The sequence below is a fragment of the Anaerococcus kampingae genome, assembly GCF_046365475.1.
Taxonomy (GTDB): domain Bacteria; phylum Bacillota; class Clostridia; order Tissierellales; family Peptoniphilaceae; genus Anaerococcus; species Anaerococcus kampingae.
In genome coordinates, this window is sequence record NZ_JBGMEF010000018.1 from 123,737 (window position 1) to 147,438 (window position 23,702).

The 23,702-nt window shown below is 31.1% G+C and carries 27 protein-coding genes; 26 read left to right on the forward strand and 1 reads right to left on the reverse strand.

Annotated features, from left to right (window positions below; translation table 11 throughout):
• The first annotated feature begins 28 nt into the window (after positions 1-28).
• From recJ to ACCQ42_RS04480, 13 genes are all read left to right on the forward strand, one after another.
• Positions 29-1,759 carry a single-stranded-DNA-specific exonuclease RecJ gene (gene recJ / locus ACCQ42_RS04420; RefSeq protein WP_106460220.1) on the forward strand — a complete coding sequence of 577 codons (1,731 nt, stop codon included), beginning with the start codon at positions 29-31 and terminating at the stop codon, positions 1,757-1,759.
• A 4-nt stretch (positions 1,760-1,763) separates the two neighbouring features.
• Positions 1,764-3,944 carry a RelA/SpoT family protein gene (locus ACCQ42_RS04425; RefSeq protein ID WP_410035493.1) on the forward strand — a complete coding sequence of 727 codons (2,181 nt, stop codon included), beginning with the start codon at positions 1,764-1,766 and terminating at the stop codon, positions 3,942-3,944.
• On the forward strand, positions 3,944-4,393 hold the full coding sequence (gene dtd, locus ACCQ42_RS04430; protein ID WP_410035494.1) for a D-aminoacyl-tRNA deacylase: 450 nt from the start codon (positions 3,944-3,946) through the stop codon (positions 4,391-4,393). The genes ACCQ42_RS04425 and dtd overlap by 1 nt, the downstream gene beginning before the upstream one ends.
• The gene (locus tag ACCQ42_RS04435) at positions 4,393-4,995 is read left to right on the forward strand and encodes an MBL fold metallo-hydrolase (RefSeq protein ID WP_410035495.1); all 603 of its coding nucleotides are present in this window, start codon (positions 4,393-4,395) and stop codon (positions 4,993-4,995) included. The genes dtd and ACCQ42_RS04435 overlap by 1 nt, the downstream gene beginning before the upstream one ends.
• Before the next feature lie 11 nt (positions 4,996-5,006).
• Complete coding sequence (aspS, locus tag ACCQ42_RS04440; protein WP_106460224.1) at positions 5,007-6,755, forward strand: aspartate--tRNA ligase; 1,749 nt, start codon at positions 5,007-5,009, stop codon at positions 6,753-6,755.
• A gap of 6 nt (positions 6,756-6,761) precedes the next feature.
• A complete protein-coding gene (locus ACCQ42_RS04445) occupies positions 6,762-7,175 on the forward strand; it encodes a SoxR reducing system RseC family protein (protein WP_106460225.1) in 414 nt (137 codons plus the stop codon).
• Positions 7,176-7,218: 43 nt separating this feature from the next.
• Positions 7,219-8,538 carry a ribosome biogenesis GTPase Der gene (gene der, locus ACCQ42_RS04450; RefSeq protein ID WP_106460226.1) on the forward strand — a complete coding sequence of 440 codons (1,320 nt, stop codon included), beginning with the start codon at positions 7,219-7,221 and terminating at the stop codon, positions 8,536-8,538.
• Positions 8,535-9,113, forward strand: coding sequence for a glycerol-3-phosphate 1-O-acyltransferase PlsY (gene plsY, locus ACCQ42_RS04455; protein WP_106460227.1), 579 nt, complete (start codon positions 8,535-8,537; stop codon positions 9,111-9,113). Before der ends, plsY begins: the two co-directional genes overlap by 4 nt.
• 8 nt (positions 9,114-9,121) lie before the next feature.
• Positions 9,122-10,105: an NAD(P)H-dependent glycerol-3-phosphate dehydrogenase gene (locus ACCQ42_RS04460; protein ID WP_410035496.1), complete on the forward strand. Its 984-nt coding sequence runs from the start codon at positions 9,122-9,124 to the stop codon at positions 10,103-10,105.
• A gap of 66 nt (positions 10,106-10,171) precedes the next feature.
• Positions 10,172-10,732, forward strand: coding sequence for a cell division protein SepF (locus ACCQ42_RS04465; RefSeq protein ID WP_106460229.1), 561 nt, complete (start codon positions 10,172-10,174; stop codon positions 10,730-10,732).
• A 27-nt stretch (positions 10,733-10,759) separates the two neighbouring features.
• Positions 10,760-11,527, forward strand: coding sequence for a YlmH/Sll1252 family protein (locus tag ACCQ42_RS04470; protein ID WP_106460230.1), 768 nt, complete (start codon positions 10,760-10,762; stop codon positions 11,525-11,527).
• On the forward strand, positions 11,524-11,964 hold the full coding sequence (gene lspA, locus ACCQ42_RS04475) for a signal peptidase II (protein ID WP_106460231.1): 441 nt from the start codon (positions 11,524-11,526) through the stop codon (positions 11,962-11,964). The genes ACCQ42_RS04470 and lspA overlap by 4 nt, the downstream gene beginning before the upstream one ends.
• Positions 11,951-12,646 (forward strand): uracil-DNA glycosylase, encoded by a 696-nt coding sequence (locus ACCQ42_RS04480; protein ID WP_410035497.1) that lies wholly within the window; start codon positions 11,951-11,953, stop codon positions 12,644-12,646. Before lspA ends, ACCQ42_RS04480 begins: the two co-directional genes overlap by 14 nt.
• On the opposite strand, the gene ACCQ42_RS04485 is transcribed toward ACCQ42_RS04480, so the two are convergent.
• Positions 12,641-13,555, reverse strand: coding sequence for a ribonuclease H-like domain-containing protein (locus ACCQ42_RS04485; RefSeq protein ID WP_106460232.1), 915 nt, complete (start codon positions 13,553-13,555; stop codon positions 12,641-12,643). The genes ACCQ42_RS04480 and ACCQ42_RS04485 overlap by 6 nt on opposite strands.
• Positions 13,556-13,623: 68 nt before the next feature.
• On the opposite strand from ACCQ42_RS04485, the gene ACCQ42_RS04490 reads away from it, so the two are divergent.
• The 13 genes from ACCQ42_RS04490 (at position 13,624) to alaS (ending at position 23,700) form a co-directional block, all read left to right on the forward strand.
• Complete coding sequence (locus ACCQ42_RS04490; RefSeq protein WP_410035498.1) at positions 13,624-14,733, forward strand: cysteine desulfurase family protein; 1,110 nt, start codon at positions 13,624-13,626, stop codon at positions 14,731-14,733.
• The gene (thiI, locus tag ACCQ42_RS04495) at positions 14,733-15,896 is read left to right on the forward strand and encodes a tRNA uracil 4-sulfurtransferase ThiI (protein WP_106460234.1); all 1,164 of its coding nucleotides are present in this window, start codon (positions 14,733-14,735) and stop codon (positions 15,894-15,896) included. The genes ACCQ42_RS04490 and thiI overlap by 1 nt, the downstream gene beginning before the upstream one ends.
• A gap of 98 nt (positions 15,897-15,994) precedes the next feature.
• Positions 15,995-16,306, forward strand: coding sequence for a 50S ribosomal protein L21 (gene rplU, locus ACCQ42_RS04500; RefSeq protein WP_265213177.1), 312 nt, complete (start codon positions 15,995-15,997; stop codon positions 16,304-16,306).
• On the forward strand, positions 16,306-16,623 hold the full coding sequence (locus ACCQ42_RS04505) for a ribosomal-processing cysteine protease Prp (protein WP_106460236.1): 318 nt from the start codon (positions 16,306-16,308) through the stop codon (positions 16,621-16,623). The genes rplU and ACCQ42_RS04505 overlap by 1 nt, the downstream gene beginning before the upstream one ends.
• On the forward strand, positions 16,620-16,901 hold the full coding sequence (rpmA, locus tag ACCQ42_RS04510; RefSeq protein WP_072537410.1) for a 50S ribosomal protein L27: 282 nt from the start codon (positions 16,620-16,622) through the stop codon (positions 16,899-16,901). The genes ACCQ42_RS04505 and rpmA overlap by 4 nt, the downstream gene beginning before the upstream one ends.
• A 53-nt stretch (positions 16,902-16,954) precedes the next feature.
• On the forward strand, positions 16,955-18,235 hold the full coding sequence (obgE, locus tag ACCQ42_RS04515) for a GTPase ObgE (protein WP_265236629.1): 1,281 nt from the start codon (positions 16,955-16,957) through the stop codon (positions 18,233-18,235).
• An 8-nt stretch (positions 18,236-18,243) separates the two neighbouring features.
• Entirely contained in the window at positions 18,244-18,528 is a 285-nt protein-coding gene (gene yhbY, locus ACCQ42_RS04520) for a ribosome assembly RNA-binding protein YhbY (RefSeq protein WP_106460238.1), read from the forward strand.
• Entirely contained in the window at positions 18,528-19,124 is a 597-nt protein-coding gene (nadD, locus tag ACCQ42_RS04525; RefSeq protein ID WP_410035499.1) for a nicotinate (nicotinamide) nucleotide adenylyltransferase, read from the forward strand. Before yhbY ends, nadD begins: the two co-directional genes overlap by 1 nt.
• Entirely contained in the window at positions 19,117-19,701 is a 585-nt protein-coding gene (gene yqeK / locus ACCQ42_RS04530; protein ID WP_265213184.1) for a bis(5'-nucleosyl)-tetraphosphatase (symmetrical) YqeK, read from the forward strand. Before nadD ends, yqeK begins: the two co-directional genes overlap by 8 nt.
• Entirely contained in the window at positions 19,676-19,984 is a 309-nt protein-coding gene (gene rsfS, locus ACCQ42_RS04535) for a ribosome silencing factor (RefSeq protein WP_265213186.1), read from the forward strand. The genes yqeK and rsfS overlap by 26 nt, the downstream gene beginning before the upstream one ends.
• Positions 19,985-20,008: 24 nt before the next feature.
• Entirely contained in the window at positions 20,009-20,662 is a 654-nt protein-coding gene (locus ACCQ42_RS04540; RefSeq protein WP_265213188.1) for a DUF655 domain-containing protein, read from the forward strand.
• 8 nt (positions 20,663-20,670) lie between these two features.
• Positions 20,671-21,072, forward strand: coding sequence for an RrF2 family transcriptional regulator (locus tag ACCQ42_RS04545; protein WP_265213190.1), 402 nt, complete (start codon positions 20,671-20,673; stop codon positions 21,070-21,072).
• Between the two features lie 9 nt (positions 21,073-21,081).
• Complete coding sequence (gene alaS, locus ACCQ42_RS04550; RefSeq protein ID WP_410035500.1) at positions 21,082-23,700, forward strand: alanine--tRNA ligase; 2,619 nt, start codon at positions 21,082-21,084, stop codon at positions 23,698-23,700.
• Positions 23,701-23,702 lie beyond the last annotated feature (2 nt).

The window sequence follows — 23,702 nt, forward strand, 5'->3', positions numbered from 1 at the left end:
AAGAGTATAATTTCTATGAAAGGATTTTATGGCAAACTGGTTTATATACAATAAAAAACAAAATTACATTAATAATTTAAAAATAGAAGATATTACAAAATTACAGGCATTAATATTAGGAAATAGGGATATAATCGACCCTAAAATAGTAGATATGTTTATAAGGCCTAGTCTTGACAAATTACACGACCCTTTTCTACTAAATGATATGGACAAGGCAGTCGATTTGATTATAAAGACAATGCAAGAAGGTGGAGAAATAAGAATTTTTGGAGATTATGACCAAGATGGTATAGCATCTGTTATGACCTTGATGGATGGAATGTTGTTTTATTACGATAATATATCTTATGATATTCCTCACAGGGTAGATGAAGGCTACGGCATATCTTCAAAGATGAGTGATAAGGCTATAGATGATGGGGTATCTTTGGTAATAACTTGTGATAATGGTATAACAGGTTTTGAACAAATAGATAATTTAAGGGCTAATAATATAAATGTCATAGTGACAGACCACCATCAAATTGAAAAAAAAGAAAATGATGAATGGGTAGAACAAGTTCTTCCAAAGGCCAATGCAGTCATAAATCCTAAAAGATTAGATTCTAATTATCCTTTTGATGATTTATGTGGGGCAGGAGTTAGCTTTAAGCTGATGCAAGGTCTTTACCAAAAGCTAGATGGAGATATGTACTATTTGTATTCTTTACTTGAATATGTAGCCATGGGAACAGTTTGTGATGTCGTCTCCCTAACTGATGAAAATAGGATATTTGTAATCGAAGGACTCAAAAGGCTAAATCAAACAGAAAAAATTGGTATCAAAGCCCTCTTAGATGAAGCAGGTTGGGAAAAAGAAGTAGATGAATACACTCTAGGCTTTATTTTAGGTCCTCTAATGAATACTACAGGCAGGCTTAAATCAGCCAAAATGGCCATCGACCTTTTGATAGAAGAGGATATAGATGATATTTATGATAAAGCTCGTGAATTAGTCAAGCTTAACAACGAAAGAAAGTCGCTGACTGAATCTGCTTATAAGAGAGCGTGTGAAATAATAGAAGAAAATTCCTATGACAAGGATGATGTAATAGTAGTCTATGATGAAAATTTCAATGAATCAATCTGTGGGATAGTAGCTGGTAGGATAAAGGAAAAATACTACAGACCTACAATAGTTTTAACCAAATCTAAAGATGAAAATATAGCAAAAGGTTCGGGTAGATCAATAGAAGCTTATAATATTTATGAAGAAATTTTACCCTTTAAAGACCAATTAGCTTCATTTGGAGGTCACCCTATGGCCTGTGGACTTTCAATAGAAATTACTAATATTGATGAATTTAGAAAATTTTTAAACAAAAATTCAAAGCTTACCGCTAAGGAAAAAGAAAAATCAATCAATGTAGATAGTCAAATAAATATCTCTAACCTATCATTAGAATTTGCCGAAAGCCTTTTAAAATTAAAGCCTTTTGGTAAAGAAAATGATAAGCCTTTATTTGCAAATAAGGATGTTTCGATTGCAAGCCTTTCAATGATAGGCAAGGATAAAAATACTATGAGGCTATCACTGTTTCAAAATGGCTCCTACTATAATGCTATAAAATTTGGAGCTGAGAAAGAATTTCAGTATTTAAAAGATAAGTTTAATGGCCAAATAGTTGGACAAAAAATAGATATAGTTTATTATCCAGATATAAACGAATTTAGGGGTCAAAGATCCCTACAACTTAAATTAATAGATATCAGGTGATTTTATGGCAACAGATTTTAACAAAGAATTTATAAAATTTAAAGAAATTATACTAAATAATAATCCAAAGGCTGACATTGATCTTATTAAAAAAGCCTATGATTTTGGTGTGAAAAATCATGATGGACAGAAGAGAAATTCTGGAGAAGACTATTTTATCCACCCAATAGCTGTTGCCGAGAATTTATCTAATATGAAATTAGATGATCAAACTATATGTGCAGGTTTGATGCATGATGTTTTAGAAGACACTCCTGTAACAAGAGATGAAATGAAAGAAATCTTTGGCGAGGAAATAACCTTCTTAGTTGATGGTGTAACTAAGCTAAAAAACTTAAATTACAACTCTCGTGAGGAAAAACAAGCTGAAAATATTAGAAAAATGGTAATGGCTATGGCTAGCGATGTTAGGGTTGTTCTAATAAAGCTAGCAGATAGGCTTCATAATATGAGAACTCTTGAGTATATGACAAGAGAAAAACAGATACAAATAGCTAATGAAACTATCGAAATTTACGTACCTCTAGCCCACAGACTTGGAATTTATTCATTAAAATGGGAATTAGAAGATTTGTGTTTTAGATACCAAGAGCCTGATAAGTATTATGAACTTGCTGAGATGGTAAGTGTAAAAAGACGAGAAAGAGAAGCATATATCAATGAAATAATTGATACTTTGACAAAATCACTTACTAATACAAAAATAAACTTTGAAATTTCAGGAAGACCAAAGTCTCTATATTCTATCAACAAGAAGATGGAAAGAAATAAAATTGCCTTTGAGGAAATTTACGATTTGACAGCTATTAGGGTACTAGTGGATACAATTGCTGAATGTTACGCTGTTTTGGGAAAGGTTCACTCAATCTGGAGACCTATACCTAATAGGATTAAGGATTATATAGGTCAACCGAAACCAAATGGATATAGGTCCTTACACACAACTGTATTTGGCGATGATTCAAGACCTTTTGAGGTACAAATCAGAACAAGGCAGATGCATAGAGAATGCGAATTCGGTGTAGCTGCTCATTGGAGATATAAGGAAAATAAAAATACCAAATCAGACTTTGATGATGCAATGAGCTTTTTAAGGCAAATTGTAGAATGGCAAAAAGAAGGTGGCAGAGAGCAAAATAACCAAGAATTTATGGAAACTTTGAAAAACGACTTCTTCTCAAGAGAAATTTATGTTTATTCTCCTGCAGGTGAAGTTTATTCATTGCCAATAGAGTCTTGTACAATAGATTTTGCCTATAAAATCCATACCGAAGTTGGTAATTCTTGTGTAGGGGCCAAAGTCAATGGCAGGATGGTGCCCCTAACCCATAAGCTAAAAACAGGAGACCTTGTTGAAATAATCACAAGCAAAAATTCTCAAGGGCCAAGCAGGGATTGGCTTAATATTGTACAATCAAACCAAGCCAAATCAAAAATAAAACAATACTTTAAAAGGTATGATAAAGAAGAAAATATTGAAATAGGAAAAAGTTCTGTAATAAAAGAACTTAAAAAATATAAGCAACATTACAAAAGCCTCTTAAAGCCAGAATGGCTAGACGAGATATCTACAGACTTAGGGTTCCCATCAGAGGATGAAATGTATGCATCTGTAGGCTATGGAAGGACAACACCAGAGCAAATAAGCCAAAAACTTATTAGAAGAGAAAAAGAGCTTGAAAACCAAGAAAAAATAGATAAGTCTTTTGAAATTAACAATAGGGAGATTAAAACTCAGGTTACAAACGAGATTAGAGTTTCTGATTTAACGGAAGATGTTGAGGTTAAATTTGCAAAATGTTGTACACCAGTTCCAGGGGACCCAATAGTCGGCTTTATAACCAAGGGTAATGGTATATCAGTCCACGTAAAGACTTGCCCAAATATAATGAATTCTAAGTCACCAGAAAGACTCATAGATGTTTATTGGCAAAATCTAACCACTGACAAATTCCCCGTTAAGATTCAAATAATATCTCTAAATAGTCCATCAACTTTATTTGAGGTATCAAAGATAATTTCGACATTTGATGTCAATATTCTAAGCATAAATGCGAGAACAGATTCTGATGAAGGAATAATGGATCTTATAATTGAGGTTAAAAGCACACAAGAATTAGAAGATGTAATAAAAAAATTAAAGACGATAAAAACAGTATCGGATGTATTTAGGGTGAAAAATTAATGAGAGCAATTATACAAAAAGTTACACAAGCTAGTGTTGTAGTGGATGAGGAAAAGATATCTGAGATAAACAATGGTTACTTAATTTTGTTAGCTGTTAAAGAAACAGATACAGATGAAGACCTTGCCTATATACAAAGAAAAATAAGCAATTTAAGAATATTTGAAGATGAAGAATGTAAGCTTAACCTAAGTCTCAAGGATAAGGGAGGAGAAATTTTATTAGTTAGCCAATTTACTTTATATGGAGATGTAAGAAAAGGCAATAGGCCATCCTTTACCCAATCAGCAAATTTAGAAAAAGCAAATGATTATTATTTAAAATTAAGGGATAATTTAATTGGAGAGGGATTTAAGGTAGAAACTGGCAAATTTCAAGCCCATATGCAAGTATCTCTTATAAATGATGGTCCAGTAACCATAATATTAGATAGTGAGAGGATTTTTTGATGAAAGTTAAAAGATTTACCCTAGGGCCAGTTATGACAAATATGTATGTGGTTTCAGTAGATGGTAAGGGCTTTCTAGTAGATTGTGCTTATCCATCTCCTGCCGTAGATAAGTATATCGAGGATAATAATATTAAGATTGAATTTATCCTTCAAACCCATACTCACTTTGACCACGTGACAGGACTTAAGTATTATAAAGATAAGTATGGTGTTCCAGTTTATGCTAGCGAAGATGCAAAAGATATAGCTGAAGATAAAAATTATAACCTAGGACATCATTTAGGGAATCTAGAAGTTCCAATTGATATTTATCTAAAAGATAATGAAGTATTTAGTAAATATAAAATTAGAGCAGTTAAAACTCCGGGCCATACGATTGACTCAATGTGTTTTGTAATAGATAAGGCAATATTTACAGGCGATACACTTTTTAGGTTGTCAATAGGAAGGACAGATTTTCCTGGCGGTTCAATGGTAGAAATAATAGATTCTATCAAAAATAAACTTGCAAGCTTTGATAGGGATTATATAATTTATCCTGGACATAACGAAGAAAGCCTTTTGGGCTTTGAACTAGATAACAATCCATTTTTAAATTAATGGGAGGAAATATGGAATTTAAAAGAACAAATATGTGTGGAAGCCTAAGAATTGAAGACTTAGGTAAAGAAGTAGTTTTGATGGGCTGGGTTGGCAAAAAACGTAACCTTGGATCTCTTGTATTTATAGATTTAAGAGATAAGACTGGTATTAGCCAAATTGTGGTCAGAGAAGAAGATGCTGATAACTATCAGGTAGCAAAAAGCTTAGCTCAAGAATATGTAATAGAAGTTAAGGGAAAAGTTTTTGAAAGAGAAAGCAAAAACTCTGAGATTCCTACAGGTGATATTGAAATAATCGCTGATAAGATCAACATCCTTGATAAGGCAAAGACACCACCAATTTATATCAAGGATGATGATGATGTTAGCGAAAATTTAAGGCTAAAATATAGATATCTTGATATGAGAAAACAATCTGTTCAAAGAAATCTAAAGCTTAGATCTGATATTGTTAGGACAATGAGAGAATATATGTATGACAATGATTTTACAGAAGTTGAAACTCCTTTTCTAACAAAACCAACCCCAGAAGGCGCTAGGGACTATCTTGTACCATCAAGAATAAACTCAGGTAAATTTTATGCTCTTCCACAATCACCACAGTTACTAAAACAAATTTTGATGATTGGATCTCTAGATAGGTATTTCCAAGTTGTAAAATGTTTTAGGGACGAGGACTTAAGGGCGAATAGGCAACCAGAATTTACTCAGCTTGACCTTGAAATGAGTTTTTCAAACCAAGATGATGTAATAGCAATGAATGAGGGTTTACTAAAGACTTTATTCGATAAGTACACAGACTATGACTTAAAACTACCAATAGCAAGGATGGATTATAGTGAAGCAATTGAGTCATACGGTTCAGACAAGCCAGATTTAAGGTATGGTTATAAAATTCAAAATGTATCTGATATATTTGTAGATAGTGACTTTAAAGTATTTTCAGACAATACATCAGACGGTAGATCTGTAAGGGCCATTAACTTTACAGGCTTAGAAGATAAATATTCAAGAAAACAACTTGATAAATTAACAGATTTTGTAAAAGATTATGGACTCAAAGGACTTTCTTATATTAAATTTAACTCCGATATGCAATCATCAATCAAAAAATTCTTAACTGATGATATTATAGAAGGATTGAAAAATAATCTAGGAGCAAAAGAAGGCGATTTAATATTCCTAGCAGCCGATAAGGATAAAACAGTTCTAGAAGCCTTGGGAGCCCTAAGAGTAAAGATTGCAAAAGATAATAACCTTTATGAAAAAGAATATGCCTTAACATGGGTAGTAAACTTCCCAATGTTTGAATATAGTGAAGAAGAAGATAGGTATGTTGCACAGCACCATCCTTTCACTATGATGAACGAAGAGGACATAGACCTACTTGAAACTCAACCAGAAAAGGTAAGAACCCAAGCGTACGACATAGTTATAAATGGTGACGAGATGGGTGGAGGCTCAGTAAGGATTAATAATTCAGACCTACAAGAAAGAGTCTTTAAAGCTTTAAAACTAAGTAAGGAAGATATTGAAAATAAATTTGGTTTCTTTATTGAAGCCCTACAATATGGTACACCACCACATGCAGGACTAGCTTATGGTCTTGATAGGTTATTAATGCTATTTGCAAAAACTGATAATATCAAAGACATAATTGCATTCCCTAAGACACAATCAGCAACTTGTCCTTTAACAGAAGCACCATCAATCGTTGATGATAAGGCTTTAAATGAGTTAAATATTAAATTGAGGTGATAAATAATGTCAATGACTAAAGAAGGTTTAGTCCTTGAAAATAATAATGGAAATCTTAAAATTCAAGTTGATAGGAATAGCGCGTGCGGCTCATGTGCAGCAAATGGCTCTTGTGCAGAAAGAAAATCAACTATAATTGAAATGTTTTCAGCGGATGATATAAAAAAAGGAGATACAGTACTATTAGAAAGTGATGCGAATGAAATCAATAAACTTTCTGCTATTGTATATATATTTCCAGTAATAATGGTGATGATTGGAGCTATAGGCCCATCATTACTATTTAAAAATTCTAACTTGGATTTAAATCTTATTTCTTTATTAAGCGTATTAGTATTTTTAGCTATTTCAATCTTAATAATAAGAGGGATAGATAAGAATTTTAAAAAAGAACAATTAATGAAGATAAGAAAATTATGATAAGCGATATTGAATATTCAATATCGAACAATGGAGTGATAAAATGGCCTTACCAATAGTAACCCTAGTAGGTAGAACAAATGTAGGTAAATCTACGCTTTTTAATAGACTAGTTGGCAAAAGAAAATCAATTACTGAAGATATATCAGGAGTTACAAGAGATAGGATTGTCGATAAAGTAGAATGGCAAAATAATGAATTTCAGCTTGTTGATACTGGCGGTATAGATATATCAAGTAAAGAGATGATGAATGTCGAAATCAGAGGGCAAGTAGAAAAAGCTCTTCTTGAGACAAATTTAATACTATTTGTAGTCGATGGTAAAGAAGGAGTCAACCCTCATGACGTCGATATTGCAAATGAAATAAGAAAATATAATAAGCCAGTTATAATCGTAGCAAATAAAGTCGATAATATGATAATGCCAGATGACATTTATGATTTTTATCAATTTGGATTTGATGATTTGAAAATTATATCAGCAGAACAAGCAAAGGGACTAGGAGACCTATTAGATGCAGTTACATCTTATATTGACTTTTCTCAGTTTGATTCACCAGAAGACGAGACAAGAATTGCCATAATAGGTAAACCAAATGCTGGTAAAAGTTCTCTTGTCAATCTGCTTTTGAATGAAGATAGGATGATAGTAACAAACATCGCTGGTACAACTAGAGATGCTGTAGATTCTTATTGGCAATACAATGACAAAAACTATGTCTTAATTGATACTGCTGGCCTAAGGAGAAAGGCAAAAGTTAAAGAAAACATAGAATATTATGCCAATCAAAGGACTTTTGATGCTGTAGATAGTGCAGAAATTTGCTTGTTTTTGATAGATGCTACAGTAGGAGTTACAGAGCAGGATGCAAAGATAGCCGGTTATGCCCACAACAATAAAAAAGCAATAATAATTGCAGTAAATAAGTGGGATTTGGTTGAAAAAGAGACTAATACAATGGCTGATATGGAAAAAAAAATCCGTGAGACTCTATCTTTTGCAATGTATGCACCAATTGTCTTTATGTCAGTTAAGGATAATAAAAGAATAGATACCCTATTAGATATGATAGAAGCTGTAGATAATAACTATAGAATGAGAATTAAGACTGGTGTTTTAAATACAATTTTACAAGATGCAATGCTATTAAATCCACCTCCACAAGATAAGGGTAAGAGACTTAAGATTTACTACATGAGCCAGGTAGGAACTATGCCACCAAAATTCTTGTTGTCAATAAATGATAGAGATTTAATTCACTTCTCCTATACTAGATATCTAGAAAATCAAATCAGACAAAATTATGCATTGACTGGTGTACCTTTTAGTTTTGTATTCAAAGAACATAAGGCAAAATCATGAAATATATATTAGTAATTCTGCTATCCTACCTAATAGGATCAATACCAGCTGGTTATGTGATTGGAAAAATATTTTTTAAACAAGATATAAGGAAAATGGGTTCTGGCAATGTAGGAAGTACAAATGCCTTGAGAAATTTCGGGAAATTAGCAGGTTTAGGAACATTTCTATTTGATTTTTCAAAGGCTATTGTTGCTTGCATAATTGGTAAAAAACTTGCTGGGGAAGAAGGAATTTATCTAGCGATGTTTTTTGTCGTCATTGGGCATATGTATAGCTTCGTCCTTAATTTTAAGGCAGGAAAGGGAATAGCAACAATTTTTGGAGCTTTGGTATATATCAATCCTGTATTTGCCCTAACCCTATTTGCTGTATTTTTAGTAGTTATGATTGCAAGTAGAATAGTATCTCTTGCTTCTATGAGTGCTGCTCTTGTAGCTATTGTATACGGTATATATAAGTTTGGAATTAATAGCTTTACTATATGTTTATCTATTTTGGCATTGATGATAATTTATAAACATAAGGATAATTTTAAAAGACTTATCAAGGGTGAAGAGAAAAAAATATTTTAGGTGATTAAATGACAATATCAATTTTAGGAGCTGGTTCTTGGTCGACAGCTATAGCAAATATTCTAGCAGAAAAAGATGATGTTTTGATATATGCTAGAGATCAAAGATTGACAGATTCCATAAATTCAAACCATATAAACTGTAAATATTTTCCAGATATAAAACTTAATGAAAAGATAAGAGCTACTTCTGATTTAAAAGAGATTTATGAAAATAAATATATAATCAATGGTATACCAACCCAAAATATAAGGTCAGTCTTGGAAAAATCTAGAGATTATCTATGCAGCAATCATGTTATTATCAACTTATCAAAAGGTCTGGAGCTAAACACTCATAAGAGAATATCAGAAATTTTTAATGATTTTAATAAGGATATTAAATTTGCAGTATTAAGTGGCCCATCACATGCTGAAGAAGTTATTTTTAAGATGCCAACAACAATAGTTTGCGCTTGTGAAGATGAAAGTTTAGCAAAAGAATTACAACAGCTATTTGTTAGAGACTATTTTAGAGTCTACTCATCACAAGATGTAGTAGGTGTTGAATTAGGTGGAGCTATTAAAAATATACTTGCTTTTGGAATAGGTATGTCAAGTGGACTAGGATATGGTGATAATGCGAAGGCAGCCCTCATCACAAGGGGGATTCATGAAATGAATAGGTTTGCGAAAGCATTTGGTGCAAACCCTAAAACTATAAATGGTTTGGCAGGGGTTGGCGATTTGATAGTGACAGCTACTAGTAAACATTCTAGAAATAACAGAGCAGGGATTTTAGTAGGTCAAGGTTTAAGCATAGAAGAACTTGAAAAAGAAATCCATATGGTTGTTGAAGGTATACCTACAACAAAGGCAGTTTATGAATTAGCTAAGGAAAAAAATGTTGAGCTTCCAATAACAAATGAGATATATGAAGTTCTTTTTGAAGGTAAAGATTGTGACCAATCGGTAAAAGATTTAATGAATAGAGAAATTAAGAGCGAATATTAATTTTTACATATATTAAAATTAGGATATAATAAGTGTAAGAATTTAAAAAGAAAAAGGGTGGTTTAAATGTTAGATAGGTTTAAAGAATTCATTGGAATTGATGATAATTATGACGATTATGATGATGAGCAAATGTATTATGATGATGAAGATGCCAAAGAAGAAAAAAAAGAAAGTAAAACTTATAGCAATCTATTAGATGATGACAAGACACCATCATATTCATCAAACACTTTTTCATCAAGCTCTTATGGTAAAAATAATACTAATACTTATAAAAGCTCATATACAAGCAGTGTGGATGATAATGTAGTTAGCATGAACAGTAATAATTTTTCTAGGAGTAATAATATGAGAATTTCAATTCAAGAACCATTAGATTATGATAATGATGGTCCAGTAGTAATAGAAGAAATCCTAAAAAATAGAGTAGTGGTTCTTAATTTAGAGATGGTTGATAATGACCTTAGAATGAGGATATTTGACTTTGTTAGTGGAGCAGTATACGCTCTCAAAGGTAATATGAAGAAGGTTACTAAAGGTATATTTGTAATCACACCTAATGGTGTTGAGATAGATTCTTTTGTAGCTGATCAAATATCAGAAGGTAATTATAACCAATTATAGATCGATTAATTTCGATCTTTTATTTTTATGGCTTTAATATATAATCTCGACCATATTTTAGATAAACAGACAAAAACAAATATAAGGAAAGCCTTGGCTTTTTTAGAAAAAGCTTATTATAGAAAAGTCGAAACAACAAGCTTTTTCTTAGATCCCTATGAACAAAAAGTGATAAGTGATATTGCTACTAAAAATAATATCGATATTGCCTTTATTGGTGGTAACCCTGATGCTGAAAGAAAGATGTTTGTTGCAAACTACTACTATCTACCTCTATATGAGCCTAATTATCTAAGTGTATTAGAATTTGACTCATGCGAAATAAGCCATCCTGATGTACTTGGAGCTTTATTAAGTTTAGGTGTAGATAGAAATCAGATAGGTGATATTTCTATACTAGATTCCAGGGTAGAATTTGTTATCGATAAGGGGATAGCTTCTTTTGTAGAATTCAATTTAACAAAAATTAAAAATGAAAAGATACAATTAAAAGAAAAAGAAGCTGGACAAATTTCTTTAATTCCTTTAGAATATGAATATCATAAAGGATTCGTTTCAAGCCGAAGACTTGATAATCTTGTAGCAGAATTTATATCTACATCAAGAGGCAAGGCCAAAGAACTAGTTGCCGCCAGAATGGTTAAGGTTGATTTTCAGACTATAGATAATCCATCATATAGAGTAAATGAATCTTCCCTGATTTCTATTAGAAAAAATGGAAGATTTATATATGATTCCATAAGCGGTTTAAGTAAAAAAGGAAACTACCACATAGAATATAGGAAAATTAAATGATATATATATTTATAATTATAGCCGGTCTAATTTTAGATAGACTTAGCAAAATTTACGCAATTAATAATTTTATAGGTAACCCAATCGAAGGTCCAATAATAAATCTCACTTATTTAGAAAATAGGGGAGCAGCTTTTGGGATTTTACAAGATAGGAGGATATTTTTCCTGCTTATTACGGTAGGAATAGTTTGTTATTTAATATATTATTTTATTAAAAATTATAAAAATAATCCTCTCATATTAAATGTAGCCCTATCATTTATTATATCAGGAGCTTTGGGTAATTTTTATGATAGAGCCTTTAATGGTTATGTTGTAGATTTTATAGAGATCTCTTTTGTAAATTTCCCAATATTTAATATTGCAGATATCTTTGTCACAATAGGTTGTGGCTTATCAATAATATATATACTTTTTATTCATGAAGAGAATTAAAAACATTATAGGAAATGATTGGGATGAAATATTAGAAGCTGAATTTGCTAAGTCCTATTTTAAAGAAATAACTGATTTTTTAGAAGAGTCTTATAAAGAAAACACTATATTTCCTCCAAAAGATGAAATCTTTAATGCTCTTAGACTATCCTCTTATGAAGATACTAAGGTTCTTATTTTGGGCCAAGATCCTTACTATAATTTTGGCCAGGCAAATGGATTAGCTTTTTCAGTTAATGAAGGTGTAAAGATACCGCCTTCACTTAAAAATATTTATAAGGAATTAAAATCAGATTTAGGCATTCCAATCGCTGATACTGGTTCACTAGTTTCTTGGGCTAAACAAGGAGTGCTTTTACTTAATACAAGTCTAACAGTTGTGGAAAAGAAACCTAATTCTCATAAAAATATTGGTTGGCAAATTTTTACAGATGAAATTATTAAGATACTAAATAAGAAAGAAAGTCCATGTGTCTTCATTCTCTGGGGAAATAACGCCATAGCTAAAGAAAAATTCATAACGAATCCTAAACACTTAATTATAAAATCATCACATCCTTCGCCTTTATCAGCAAGGAGAGGATTTTTTGGATCAAAAGTTTTTTCAAGAACAAATCAATTTCTAAAAAAGAATAATGAAAAAGAGATTGATTGGAAAATAGAGACTCTAGATAGTTTATAGGCTATCGAGAGTCTCTATTATTTTTTTTGCTAATGCTAAGAGATTTTTATAATTATATAAAAAATCTTGTCTGATAATTAAGAGATTTTCGTTAATTTCAGTATTTGAATTATTTGTAATATTTAAAGTATTAATTGCAACATGACCATTTGACCCATCTGGGAAATTTCCGTATAGGACGAATAGGTTGAGTCTGATCAAATTATCTTTTATTACTATTTGATAGTTGTCTTTAACCAAATATGTTTCATTCAGATTATTATCTGATATAAATTCTATATTTGCTATGTCTTTATTAATATTAGCATTAGAGATGTAAATATTACCAAACTTTGTAGCAATTCCTAATTTTTCTTTAAGTATTTCTTTTATATCGGCAAGCTCTGCCGTAGCTATTAAATCATTCTCATTGTGCTTTAATATAGGATAAGGCTTATCTCTTTTTTTAAGGTCATCTTTTAGTTTAGAAATTACCTTGTATCTACTTGGATCATTTCTATTAATACCGATTAGTTTTTCTATATCGATAAGCTTCATAGAATCAAAATAGATAAATTTTGAACTTCTTTTAATTATCCTATAAATGTCGAAACTATCATCTACTATTATTGGAAATTTCTCATGAGCTAATAAACGTGAATTTAAAAATTCGAAGTCAAATATTTCCCCATTAAAGCTAATAACTCTTTTATCTTTAATTTCTCGTAAATATATGTTAAGTAATCTTTCTTCCTCACTATCATCTTCTGCAAAATATTGAAAGATATATGTTTTATTATTTATAAGTTTCACAAGACCAAGCAAAACAAGCTTATCCCTTTTAAAATCTAAGCCAGTAGTTTCAATATCCAAAACAAGGTCGTGACTTGTTATTTTATTTGATTTTAAATATTTTTTAATTGTAATCATAACATTATTATACTATAGATTTGTAATCTAACTTACTTCTAATATAATAGAAATATTAAGGAGTATGTATGATCTATTTAGATAATGCTGCGACTACAAAGATGTATGATGAGGCAATAAAAGCGTATGTAAAAGCTCAAGAAGAGACCTTTGCAAATCCAAGTGCCCTCCATTCATTTGGTATGGAAGCAGAAAATTTAATAAAAAAAAGTAGGAAATATATAGCTAGTGTTATCTCGTCTGCCGAGAGTGAAGTATTTTTTACAAAATCAGCTAGTGAATCAAATAATATAGCCATCAAATCTTTTGATGGGGTGGCGTTAACAAGTAAAATAGAGCATTCTTCAGTGTACGAAGCTTTTAAAAAATCTGATTTTGATAAAGTCATTTACCTAGATAACGATAAATATGGTTTTATTGACCTTAATGATTTAAAAAAACAATTAAAAAATGATATCAGTTTTGTATCAATAATATATGTAAATAATGAAATAGGTTGTATTCAAGATATTAGAAAAATTTCTGAAATTATAAAATCTTATAACAAAAATATTATTTTACATGTTGACGCAACGCAAGCTCTAGGGAAGATAAACTGTGATGTTAAGTCACTAGGTGTTGATATGATGAGTTTCTCCGCCCATAAATTTCACGGTCCGAAACAAATGGGTGGACTTTATATAAAGAAGGATATAACCGCAAAGGTTAAACCTATTTTGGATGGAGGCTATCAAGAAATAATATCATCTGGAACAAGCGATGCCCCATCAATATATGCTATGGCGATTGCCCTAAGAAAACAAATTGAAGCTAATGAGTATGAATATATTAAAGAAATTAACTTATATTTTAGATCTTTAATAAAAGATAGTATTGATGATTACTATATAATTTCTCCAGAAGAAAATTGTTCTGCATATATTCTAGATGTTGCTTTTGCAAATATTAAGGCTGAGGTTTTACTCCATATGCTGGAAGAAGAGGAAATTTATGTATCAAGCGGCTCTGCCTGCTCAAAGGGTGATGATAGCAGGATTTTATCTGCTATAGATTTAGATGAAAAATATATGGATGGGGCAATTAGATTTTCTTTCAGTGGAGAAATAAGCAAAGAAGACCTTGATTTTACAATAGATATTCTAAAAAGAAGTATTGAACTAATAAGGATGGTAATATAATGGAATGGATGATTGCTGTTAGCTTTGGCGAAATATTTTTAAAGGGTAAGAATAGAAATATTTTCTACAAACAAGCAATTAATAATATAAAAAGAAATATAAGAGAAATCAAACACGGCAAGATGTATACAGAATCCTCAAAACTCTATATTGAAGCTGATAGGCAAGATTTCGACAAATTAAAGGAAAATATCTTAAAGGTATTTGGGATTTCTTATCTTGCCTATGTTTTAAAAACAAATAAAGATCTTGATTCTATATATGAAGCAACAAAAGAGGTTGTTGAAAACTCATATGCTGACAATAAATACACTTTTAAGGTAGAAAGTAGAAGAACTGATAAAACTTTTAAGCTAAAAAGTCCTGAATTAAGTGCGAAAATAGGTGGATTTATGCTAAGGGATTTCCCAAACTTAAGGGTGGATGTTCATAATCCTGATTTTAAGCTTTATATAGATGTAAAAGAAAATGTTTATGTATATGCCGATAGGTTTGAGGGCTTAGGAGGCCTTCCAATTGGTTCTTCAGGAAAGGGTCTATTGCTCTTATCCGGTGGAATTGATTCACCAGTGGCTGGGTTTATGGTAGCAAAAAGAGGAATGAAGATTGACTGCTTACATTTCCATTCATATCCTTTTACTTCAAAAAGAGCCTTGCAAAAAGCGATTGACCTAGGAGAAATTTTATCTGCATATACAGGCAAAATGACAATATATTCGATAAATTTAGCTGATATTTATAAGGCAATAAATCAAAACTGTGATAGGAGGGAAACGACCATCTTATCCAGGAGGTTTATGATGAGGATAGCCAATAAAATTGCTGAAAATAAGGAGTATCAAGCTTTAATTACAGGTGAAAGCTTAGGCCAAGTAGCAAGTCAGACTATAGAATCTATTTCTGTAATAAATGATTCATCAGAAAGGCCGATTTTAAGACCACTAGTTGCTATGGATAAGAAGGATATTATTGATATATCATATAAGATAGGTTCTTATGAAAAATCTATAGAACCATATGATGATTGTTGTTCAATATTTGCCCCTGATTCTCCACTCACAAAACCTAAGTTAAAATATATAAAGATGTCTGAAGAAAATCTAGATATAGAAAAGTTAGAGAATGAAGCTATTGAGAAGATGGAAATAATAGAAATATCTTGACAAAACTATTAAACAGAAGTAGTATATATGAGTAGACCGCTCAGCTAGGGCTCTGATCCCCGAATGCTGGCGAGAATTTAAGAAATAGGAGGATTTCCATGTACGCAATAATCAAAACAGGTGGAAAACAATATAAAGTATCAGAAGGTGACTTGGTAAGAGTTGAAAAACTTAATTACGAAGTTGGTGAAACTGTTGATTTTGAAGAAGTTTTATTAGTATCTAACGATGGAGATATCAAAGTTGGTAGCCCAGTTGTTGAAGGTGCAAAAGTATCTGCAACTGTTGAAGATCAAAATAAAGCTAAAAAAATCGTAGTGTTTAAATATAAACCTAAAAAACAATATAGAAAAAAACACGGTCACAGACAACCTTATACTTTAGTAAAAATTAATAGCATAAGTCTTTAATGATTAATGTTGATTTATTAATCGATAATAAGGACGAAATAGTAGGATTTGAAATCAAAGGTCATGCTGAATACGATGAATATGGCAAAGACCTTGTATGTTCAGCTGTAACCATACTTGCCTATACTTGTGTAAATAGTCTTGATAAATATGCTGATGATGTGATTTTTACAGATGATGAAGTTATGATGTCTGTAAATATTACTAGTCCAAATAGGGATACAGATGTTATATTTGATTACTTTAAGACTGGCATAGAGACACTTTTAGGTAATTATAGCAGCTATGTAAAATTAAAATATAAGGAGAAATCATGATATTAAATATTAATTTACAAAGATTTTCAAGTAAAAAGGGAGTTTCATCTTCAAAGAACGGTAGAGACTCAAGAGCTAAAAGACTTGGCGTTAAAAGAGCTGATGGTCAATTTGTAAACGCTGGAACAATCATTGTTAGACAAAGAGGAACAAAAATCCACCCAGGTAACAACGTTAAAAGAGGTGCTGATGATACTCTTTATGCATCATGTGAAGGTGTTGTAAAATTTGAAAGAAAAGGCAAAAGCAGAAAACAAGTATCTGTTTATGCACAATAATTAAGAAAAATTAAGCTTGCCTTTGGCAAGCCTTTTTTTATGAAAGGATAAATATGATAGATTTAGCAAAAGTAAGCTTAAAGGCAGGCGATGGTGGTAATGGCGCAGTAGCCTGGAGAAGGGAAAAATATGAACCAACTGGCGGACCAGCTGGTGGTGATGGAGGAAATGGTGGCTCAATAATTATAAAAGCCACAAGGAACCTCTCAACCCTTGATGAATTTAGATATAAGAAAAAATTCCATGCAGAAAATGGTGAACAAGGCGGAAAAAATAAGAAATTTGGGAAAAAGGGTGAAAATTTAATAATCCCAGTTCCAGTAGGAACCATTATAAGAGAAGAAGAATCAAATATTATAATAAAAGATTTAAACAAAGATGGTGAAGAATTTTTAATTGCCAAAGGTGGTAGAGGTGGTAGAGGTAACGTCCACTTTAAAAACTCTATTAGACAAGCTCCAAGGTTTGCTGAGTCAGGAAGAAAAGGTCAAGAAATCAATGTAATCTTTGAGTTAAAAGTACTAGCTGATGTAGGACTTGTAGGCTTACCAAATGTAGGTAAATCAACTCTTTTATCCGTAATAAGTAAAGCAAAACCAAAGATTGCTAATTATCATTTTACAACAATTGATCCTAATCTTGGGGTAGTCCAAGTTGATAGTGAGAGAAGTTTTATAGTTGCAGATATTGCTGGTCTAATCGAAGGTGCAAATGAAGGACAAGGTCTAGGTCATGATTTTTTAAAGCATGTAGAAAGATGCAGGATACTAATTCATGTTGTAGATATAGCAGGACTTGAAGGAAGAAATCCAATTGATGATTTTAAGCTAATTAATAAAGAATTAGAACTTTATAATGACGATTTAGCTAAAAAACCAATGATAATCGCCCTTAATAAATCAGAATTAGATTCTAATAATAATGCCGAAGAGTTTATAAAAGAATTTGGAAATTCTTATAAAATTTTCAAAATATCAGCTGCTACCACTCAAGGTATAAAAGATATGATTGATTATGTAGCTTTTGATCTAGATAAGAGAAAAGAAGAAGAGTTTGCTCTTATGGAAGAAGTAGACGAAAACTTCTTAGATGAATTTTATAATAAAGAAATTGAATACGATCTTAACTTTACAAAAGAAGATGATATTTATATAGTTTATGGTAAAAGAATTGATAATCTAATAAAAAAAATAGATATAGATGATTATGATTCAAGAATGTACTTTGAATCAACTTTAAGAGAGATGGAAGTATTTGATAAACTAAAAGAAATGGGAATAAAAGATGGAGACAGTGTTGCAGTAGGCGATATTGTTTTTGAGTACTATGAATAGGAGGAAAAATGTTAACAGGAAAGCAAAGAGCTATGCTTAAGCAAGAAGCTCATGATTTTAAACCAGTGATAAATATAGGTAAATTTTCAGTGACAGATCAATTACTAGAAGCAATTGATGAAGCTTTAGAAGCTAGAGAACTAATAAAAATTAAAATATTAAATAATAATCTAGATGATGCTGATGAAATTATTGATACTATAATTAACAAATTAAATTGTGAGTTTATTTCACATATAGGATCAATAATTACAATTTACAGAAAAAACGAATCAAATTCTTATAACTTATAATGAGGATAGGACTTTATGGAGGAACATTTGACCCAATACATTTAGGTCATCTAATAGTGATGGAAAATGTGATTAATTATATGAATCTTGATAGAATTATCATATTACCGTCATCTAATCCTCCTCATAAAAAAGATAAGAAGATTACAGAAGTCAATACTAGAGTTGAAATGGTAAGCGAGGCTATTAAAGACAATGATAAGATAATCTTATCTACCTTTGAATCTACTGATCAGGTAATCAGGTACACCCACGATACAATAAAATATTTTACAGATTCTCTAAAGGAACATGAAATATTTTATATAATGGGTGAGGACTCATTTATGACTATAGATACTTGGAAGAATTATAAATATATATTAGACTCAAATATAATTGTTTTTTCCAGGGAGAGTATAGATCCTCATAGCAAACTTGTTGACAAAGTAAAAAACATTAGGAAAGATAATCCGAATATATTCCTAGTAAATAGTTTAAGTATCAATATATCCTCAACTCTAATAAGGTCTTTAGTAAAGGATGAGAAAAGTATTAAATATCTTGTAAAAGATGGAGTTGACTACATTATAAAACAGAGGAATTTGTATGCATAATCTTGATTATATTAAAGAAAAAATATTAGAAGATATAGGCGAAAAAAGATACAACCACAGTCTAAGAGTAGCTAAAACAGCAAGTAATTTAGCAAGGGTCTTTGGAGTAGATGAAAACAAAGCTTATCTTGCAGGAATCCTACATGATTGTGCAAAATACAATGAAAAGAGAATTATAAATAAGCTAGGAATTGATATTAAAAAGTATCCAGTTAGTTCAGAAAATGACCCAGTTCTTCATTCGTTTTTAGGAGCGGAATTAGCAAAAAAAGTGTATAATATTAACGATGAGGATTTATTATCAGCAATAAGTTTTCATACTACTGGCAAGAAAAATATGACCAAATTAGAGAAAATAGTATTTATTGCTGATGCTATAGAACCTAATAGGGATTTTAAAGGAATTGAAGATATTAGAAGAAAATCGGTTGTTGATTTAAACGACACTATGCTTATGCTGCTTGACAGCAGTATAAAGTTTTTAATATCAAAAAAATCAATTATAAATCCACTAAGTATTGAAGCAAGAAATTACTTAATAGAGGAGAAAAATGCAAAAACTAGACATAATAGTTAAAACACTTGAAGACAAATTAGCCGATGATATAAATGTAATAAAATTAGAGGACTCTTCTGTAGCTGATTATTTTGTTGTAGCCACAGGTAACTCTGTAAATCAAACTAGAGCCTTAGCTGATTATATAGAAGAAGCCTTGGCAAAAGAAGGCTATGACGTCTTATCGAACGAAGGATTAAGAGAAGGTGAATGGATTTTAATAGATGTAAGTGATGTTATTGTCCATATCTTCACTCATAAACAAAGAGAGTTCTATGATATAGATAATCTATGGGAGAATTAACCCCATAGATTATTAGGAGTAAGTATGCCTAAAGATAGAAAAGACAAATTTATATTTGCAGCTATCATAGCTTTAGCCTTTTTAGTAGCCAATGTTTTTTCAGATAATAGTATAATTGATAAATTTACTAAAAAGGAAGAAAGCATAATTGTAGAAGAACCTGACCAGAAAAATAAAGAACAAAAAGAAAATGCAAATGAAAAAGATGTAGACTCAGATTTAGAAAATCTTGATAAAAAAGTATACATATCTGGAGAAGTATTACATTCTGGTGTTTATGCTATAGAAGATGGTGATAGATTAGATGATTTAGTAAAAAAGGCAGGTGGGCTAACAGAAAGGGCAGATATAAATGCGATAAATCTAGCCTTAAGGTTAGAAGATCAGATGAAAATATACATACCTAATATTGATGAGAATCAAAACATAAATGCTGATAACCCACAAACATTAGGGCAAAGTCAATCTATTTCCAATCAAAGATTACAGGCTAAAATTAATATAAATATTGCCAGTAAAGAAGAACTTATGACCCTACCTAACATAGGTGAAAAAAGGGCGGATGCTATTATAGAATATAGGAAGCAGAAGCGATTTGAGAAGATTGAAGAGATAAAAAATGTTAGTGGCATAGGTGATAAATATTTTGAGGCAATGAAAGATTTGATAACAGTATAGGGGTATATATGAAATTATCAACAAGAGGCAGGTATGGGCTTAGAGCAATATTCTATATAGCAGAAAATGAAAATAAGGGCTATGTACCTGTTTCTGAAATTAGTGAGAATTTAAACTTATCAGAAAATTATTTAGAACAATTAGTAAGAATGCTAAGAAAAGATGACTTGATAAAATCAAGCCGTGGCCCAAAGGGCGGATACAAGATAAGTAAGCCACTTAAAGAAATTTCCATTGGTCAAATTCTAAGGAGCTTAGAGGGAGACTTAACAATGAGTGAATGCGTAAGTGGAAAAGTTGAGTGCGCTGAAAAATGTGATGCATATGATGTATTTACAAAATTAGACAGTCTAATAAATGAGGCTGTCGATTCCATAACTTTGGATAATATTGTCAAACATGAAATTTAAGGAGAACAGATGAAAAACTTAGGAATGAATGAGCTTAGGAAAAGCTACTTAGAATTTTTTGCAAATGAAAAAAAACATACACTTTTAAAATCATTTCCATTAACACCAATTGATGATGATACTCTTTTATTAATAAATGCTGGTATGGCACCTCTAAAGAAATACTTTACAGGTGAAAAAAAGATGAAGAACAACAGAGCCACTTCATCTCAAAGATGTGTTCGTACTGGTGACATAGAAAGAGTAGGAAAAACTGAGCGTCACGGTACATTTTTTGAGATGCTAGGTAACTTCTCTTTTGGTGATTATTTTAAGAGAGAAGCAATTAGCTGGGCTTATGAATTTCTAACTGATAGATTAGGTATAGACAAAAATGATTTATGGGTAACTGTGTATAAAGACGATGATGAAGCCTATAATATTTGGCATGACGAAATAAAAATGCCAGCTGAAAGAATTCTTAGACAAGGAAAAGAGGATAACTTCTGGGAATTAGAAGTAGGACCTTGTGGACCATGCTCAGAAATCTTTGTTGATAGGGGAGTTGAAAGAGCTATTGATGAAAATGACAACATGCCTGGCAACGATGATTCAGATAGATTTATGGAAGTATGGAATCTTGTATTTACACAATTTAATAAAGATAACCAAGGCAATTATACAAATTTAGCACATCCAAATATCGATACAGGCATGGGTCTAGAAAGAATTGCAATGGTTCTTCAAGGAAAAGATAATATTTTTGAAATTGATGTAATGACAGAGATAATATCTGAAATTGAGAAATTATCTAACAAAAAATATAAAGAAAATAAAAAAGACGATGTATCAATCAGAGTTATAGCAGATCATGCTAAGGCAATGACATTTTTAGTTTCAGATGGGGTTATTCCATCAAATGAAAAACGTGGATATGTTCTAAGAAGACTTATAAGAAGAGCTTACAGACATGGTAAATTATTAGGTATTGAAGGCTCATTCTTAAATAAAATTGTTGACAAGGTAGTAGAAACATATAAGGCTGAATATGATGAATTAGTAGATAATCAAGATAATATTCATAAAGTTATAAGTGATGAAGAAAATAGATTCCAAAAAACAATAAACCAAGGATTGGATATACTTAATGATCTTATAGCTACAACAAAAGCAAACGGACAAAAGGTATTAGATGGGTCAGATGCTTTCAAATTATATGATACTTATGGATTCCCACTTGATCTTACAAAGGAAATACTTGAGGAAGAAAATCTTGAAGTAGATGAAAAGAAATTTGAAGAAGAGATGGAAAAGCAAAGAAATCTTGCAAGAAATGCTCGTAAGGTTGACAAGGGTTCAAACCATGATAATCTGATAACAGATCATATTGAAAAGACAGAATTTGTTGGTTATGATGAATTTGACGTCAATGCTAAAATAATAGCAATATTTGTAGATAATGAAGAAAAAGAATCGATAAAAAATTCTAACAAAGGTATAGTAATAAGTAATAAAACTTCGTTTTATCCAGAAGGTGGCGGACAAGTAGCTGATACCGGATATATATTAACAGATAATGGTAAGGCAAAAGTCATAGATGTACAAAAGAAAAATGATATAATATTTCACTATGTTGAAATTATAGAAGGTGAGCTTGCTGTAAATGTTGATGCGGAATTTAAGATTGATTTGGAAAGAAGATATGATATCCAGAGAAATCACTCTGCAACTCACTTACTTGACCAAGCATTAATAGATGTACTTGGCAAAGATATAAAACAAGCAGGTTCTCTAGTAGACCCAAATAAGCTTAGATTTGACTTCTCTTATAACAAAGCTTTAAGTAAAGAAGAAATATCACAAATAGAAAAAATAGTCAATGAAAAAATAAGAGCTGAACTTCCTGTTAAGAAGGAATACATGGATTATAAAAAATCGGAAGAAATCGGTGCTATTGGACTATTTGAAGATAAGTATAAAGAAACCGTAAGAGTTGTATCTATGGGTGATTATTCTAAAGAGCTATGTGGTGGTTGTCATGTTAATAACACATCTGAAGTCTTAATCTTTAAGATAGAATCTGAATCATCTGCAGCAGCTGGTGTTAGAAGAATCGAAGCTATCACAGGAAGAGCTGTTTATGATTTAATATTAGCTCAAGAAAATAAATTAAAGAGTATTGCTGATAGCTTAGATACTAAGGTTAATAATATTGAATCTAAAATAAAATCTATTAAAAATGCTCTGGATAACAAAGATGATGAGATTAAGAGATTAAAATCTCAATCAAATAAAGATTTATTTGGAGAGTTAAAAGAAAAAATCGAAGAAGTAAATGGCATTAACCTACTAGTAGCTAAATTTGATAATGTAAGCGTAGATGAATTAAGAGATTTGGAAAATAGGATTAAAAACCAATATTCTAATTTAGTCATTGTATTTGCAACTGTTACAGATAAGATCATATTCACTGTATCAGTAGATGATAATTTAACAGACAAATATAATGCAGGTCAAATTGTAAAAGAAATGGCAAAAGTTGCCGGCGGTAATGGTGGAGGAAGGAAAAACTTCGCACAAGCTGGTGGAAATGACATATCTGCATTAGATAAAGCCTTAGACAAGGCTTGTGAATTAATCAAGGAGTAATT

Coding starts and splice junctions, on each gene's coding strand:
- dtd (WP_410035494.1), top strand. CDS start 3,944: ATGAGAGCAATTATACAAAAAGTTACACAAGCTAGTGTTGTAGTGGAT.
- ACCQ42_RS04490 (WP_410035498.1), top strand. CDS start 13,624: ATGATCTATTTAGATAATGCTGCGACTACAAAGATGTATGATGAGGCA.
- rplU (WP_265213177.1), top strand. CDS start 15,995: ATGTACGCAATAATCAAAACAGGTGGAAAACAATATAAAGTATCAGAA.
- ACCQ42_RS04435 (WP_410035495.1), top strand. CDS start 4,393: ATGAAAGTTAAAAGATTTACCCTAGGGCCAGTTATGACAAATATGTAT.
- aspS (WP_106460224.1), top strand. CDS start 5,007: ATGGAATTTAAAAGAACAAATATGTGTGGAAGCCTAAGAATTGAAGAC.
- recJ (WP_106460220.1), top strand. CDS start 29: ATGGCAAACTGGTTTATATACAATAAAAAACAAAATTACATTAATAAT.
- obgE (WP_265236629.1), top strand. CDS start 16,955: ATGATAGATTTAGCAAAAGTAAGCTTAAAGGCAGGCGATGGTGGTAAT.
- der (WP_106460226.1), top strand. CDS start 7,219: ATGGCCTTACCAATAGTAACCCTAGTAGGTAGAACAAATGTAGGTAAA.
- plsY (WP_106460227.1), top strand. CDS start 8,535: ATGAAATATATATTAGTAATTCTGCTATCCTACCTAATAGGATCAATA.
- ACCQ42_RS04485 (WP_106460232.1), bottom strand. CDS start 13,555: ATGATTACAATTAAAAAATATTTAAAATCAAATAAAATAACAAGTCAC.
- alaS (WP_410035500.1), top strand. CDS start 21,082: ATGAAAAACTTAGGAATGAATGAGCTTAGGAAAAGCTACTTAGAATTT.
- ACCQ42_RS04445 (WP_106460225.1), top strand. CDS start 6,762: ATGTCAATGACTAAAGAAGGTTTAGTCCTTGAAAATAATAATGGAAAT.
- yhbY (WP_106460238.1), top strand. CDS start 18,244: ATGTTAACAGGAAAGCAAAGAGCTATGCTTAAGCAAGAAGCTCATGAT.
- ACCQ42_RS04505 (WP_106460236.1), top strand. CDS start 16,306: ATGATTAATGTTGATTTATTAATCGATAATAAGGACGAAATAGTAGGA.
- rpmA (WP_072537410.1), top strand. CDS start 16,620: ATGATATTAAATATTAATTTACAAAGATTTTCAAGTAAAAAGGGAGTT.
- thiI (WP_106460234.1), top strand. CDS start 14,733: ATGGAATGGATGATTGCTGTTAGCTTTGGCGAAATATTTTTAAAGGGT.
- rsfS (WP_265213186.1), top strand. CDS start 19,676: ATGCAAAAACTAGACATAATAGTTAAAACACTTGAAGACAAATTAGCC.
- ACCQ42_RS04465 (WP_106460229.1), top strand. CDS start 10,172: ATGTTAGATAGGTTTAAAGAATTCATTGGAATTGATGATAATTATGAC.
- ACCQ42_RS04545 (WP_265213190.1), top strand. CDS start 20,671: ATGAAATTATCAACAAGAGGCAGGTATGGGCTTAGAGCAATATTCTAT.
- ACCQ42_RS04540 (WP_265213188.1), top strand. CDS start 20,009: ATGCCTAAAGATAGAAAAGACAAATTTATATTTGCAGCTATCATAGCT.
- lspA (WP_106460231.1), top strand. CDS start 11,524: ATGATATATATATTTATAATTATAGCCGGTCTAATTTTAGATAGACTT.
- ACCQ42_RS04425 (WP_410035493.1), top strand. CDS start 1,764: ATGGCAACAGATTTTAACAAAGAATTTATAAAATTTAAAGAAATTATA.
- ACCQ42_RS04470 (WP_106460230.1), top strand. CDS start 10,760: ATGGCTTTAATATATAATCTCGACCATATTTTAGATAAACAGACAAAA.
- yqeK (WP_265213184.1), top strand. CDS start 19,117: ATGCATAATCTTGATTATATTAAAGAAAAAATATTAGAAGATATAGGC.
- ACCQ42_RS04480 (WP_410035497.1), top strand. CDS start 11,951: ATGAAGAGAATTAAAAACATTATAGGAAATGATTGGGATGAAATATTA.
- nadD (WP_410035499.1), top strand. CDS start 18,528: ATGAGGATAGGACTTTATGGAGGAACATTTGACCCAATACATTTAGGT.
- ACCQ42_RS04460 (WP_410035496.1), top strand. CDS start 9,122: ATGACAATATCAATTTTAGGAGCTGGTTCTTGGTCGACAGCTATAGCA.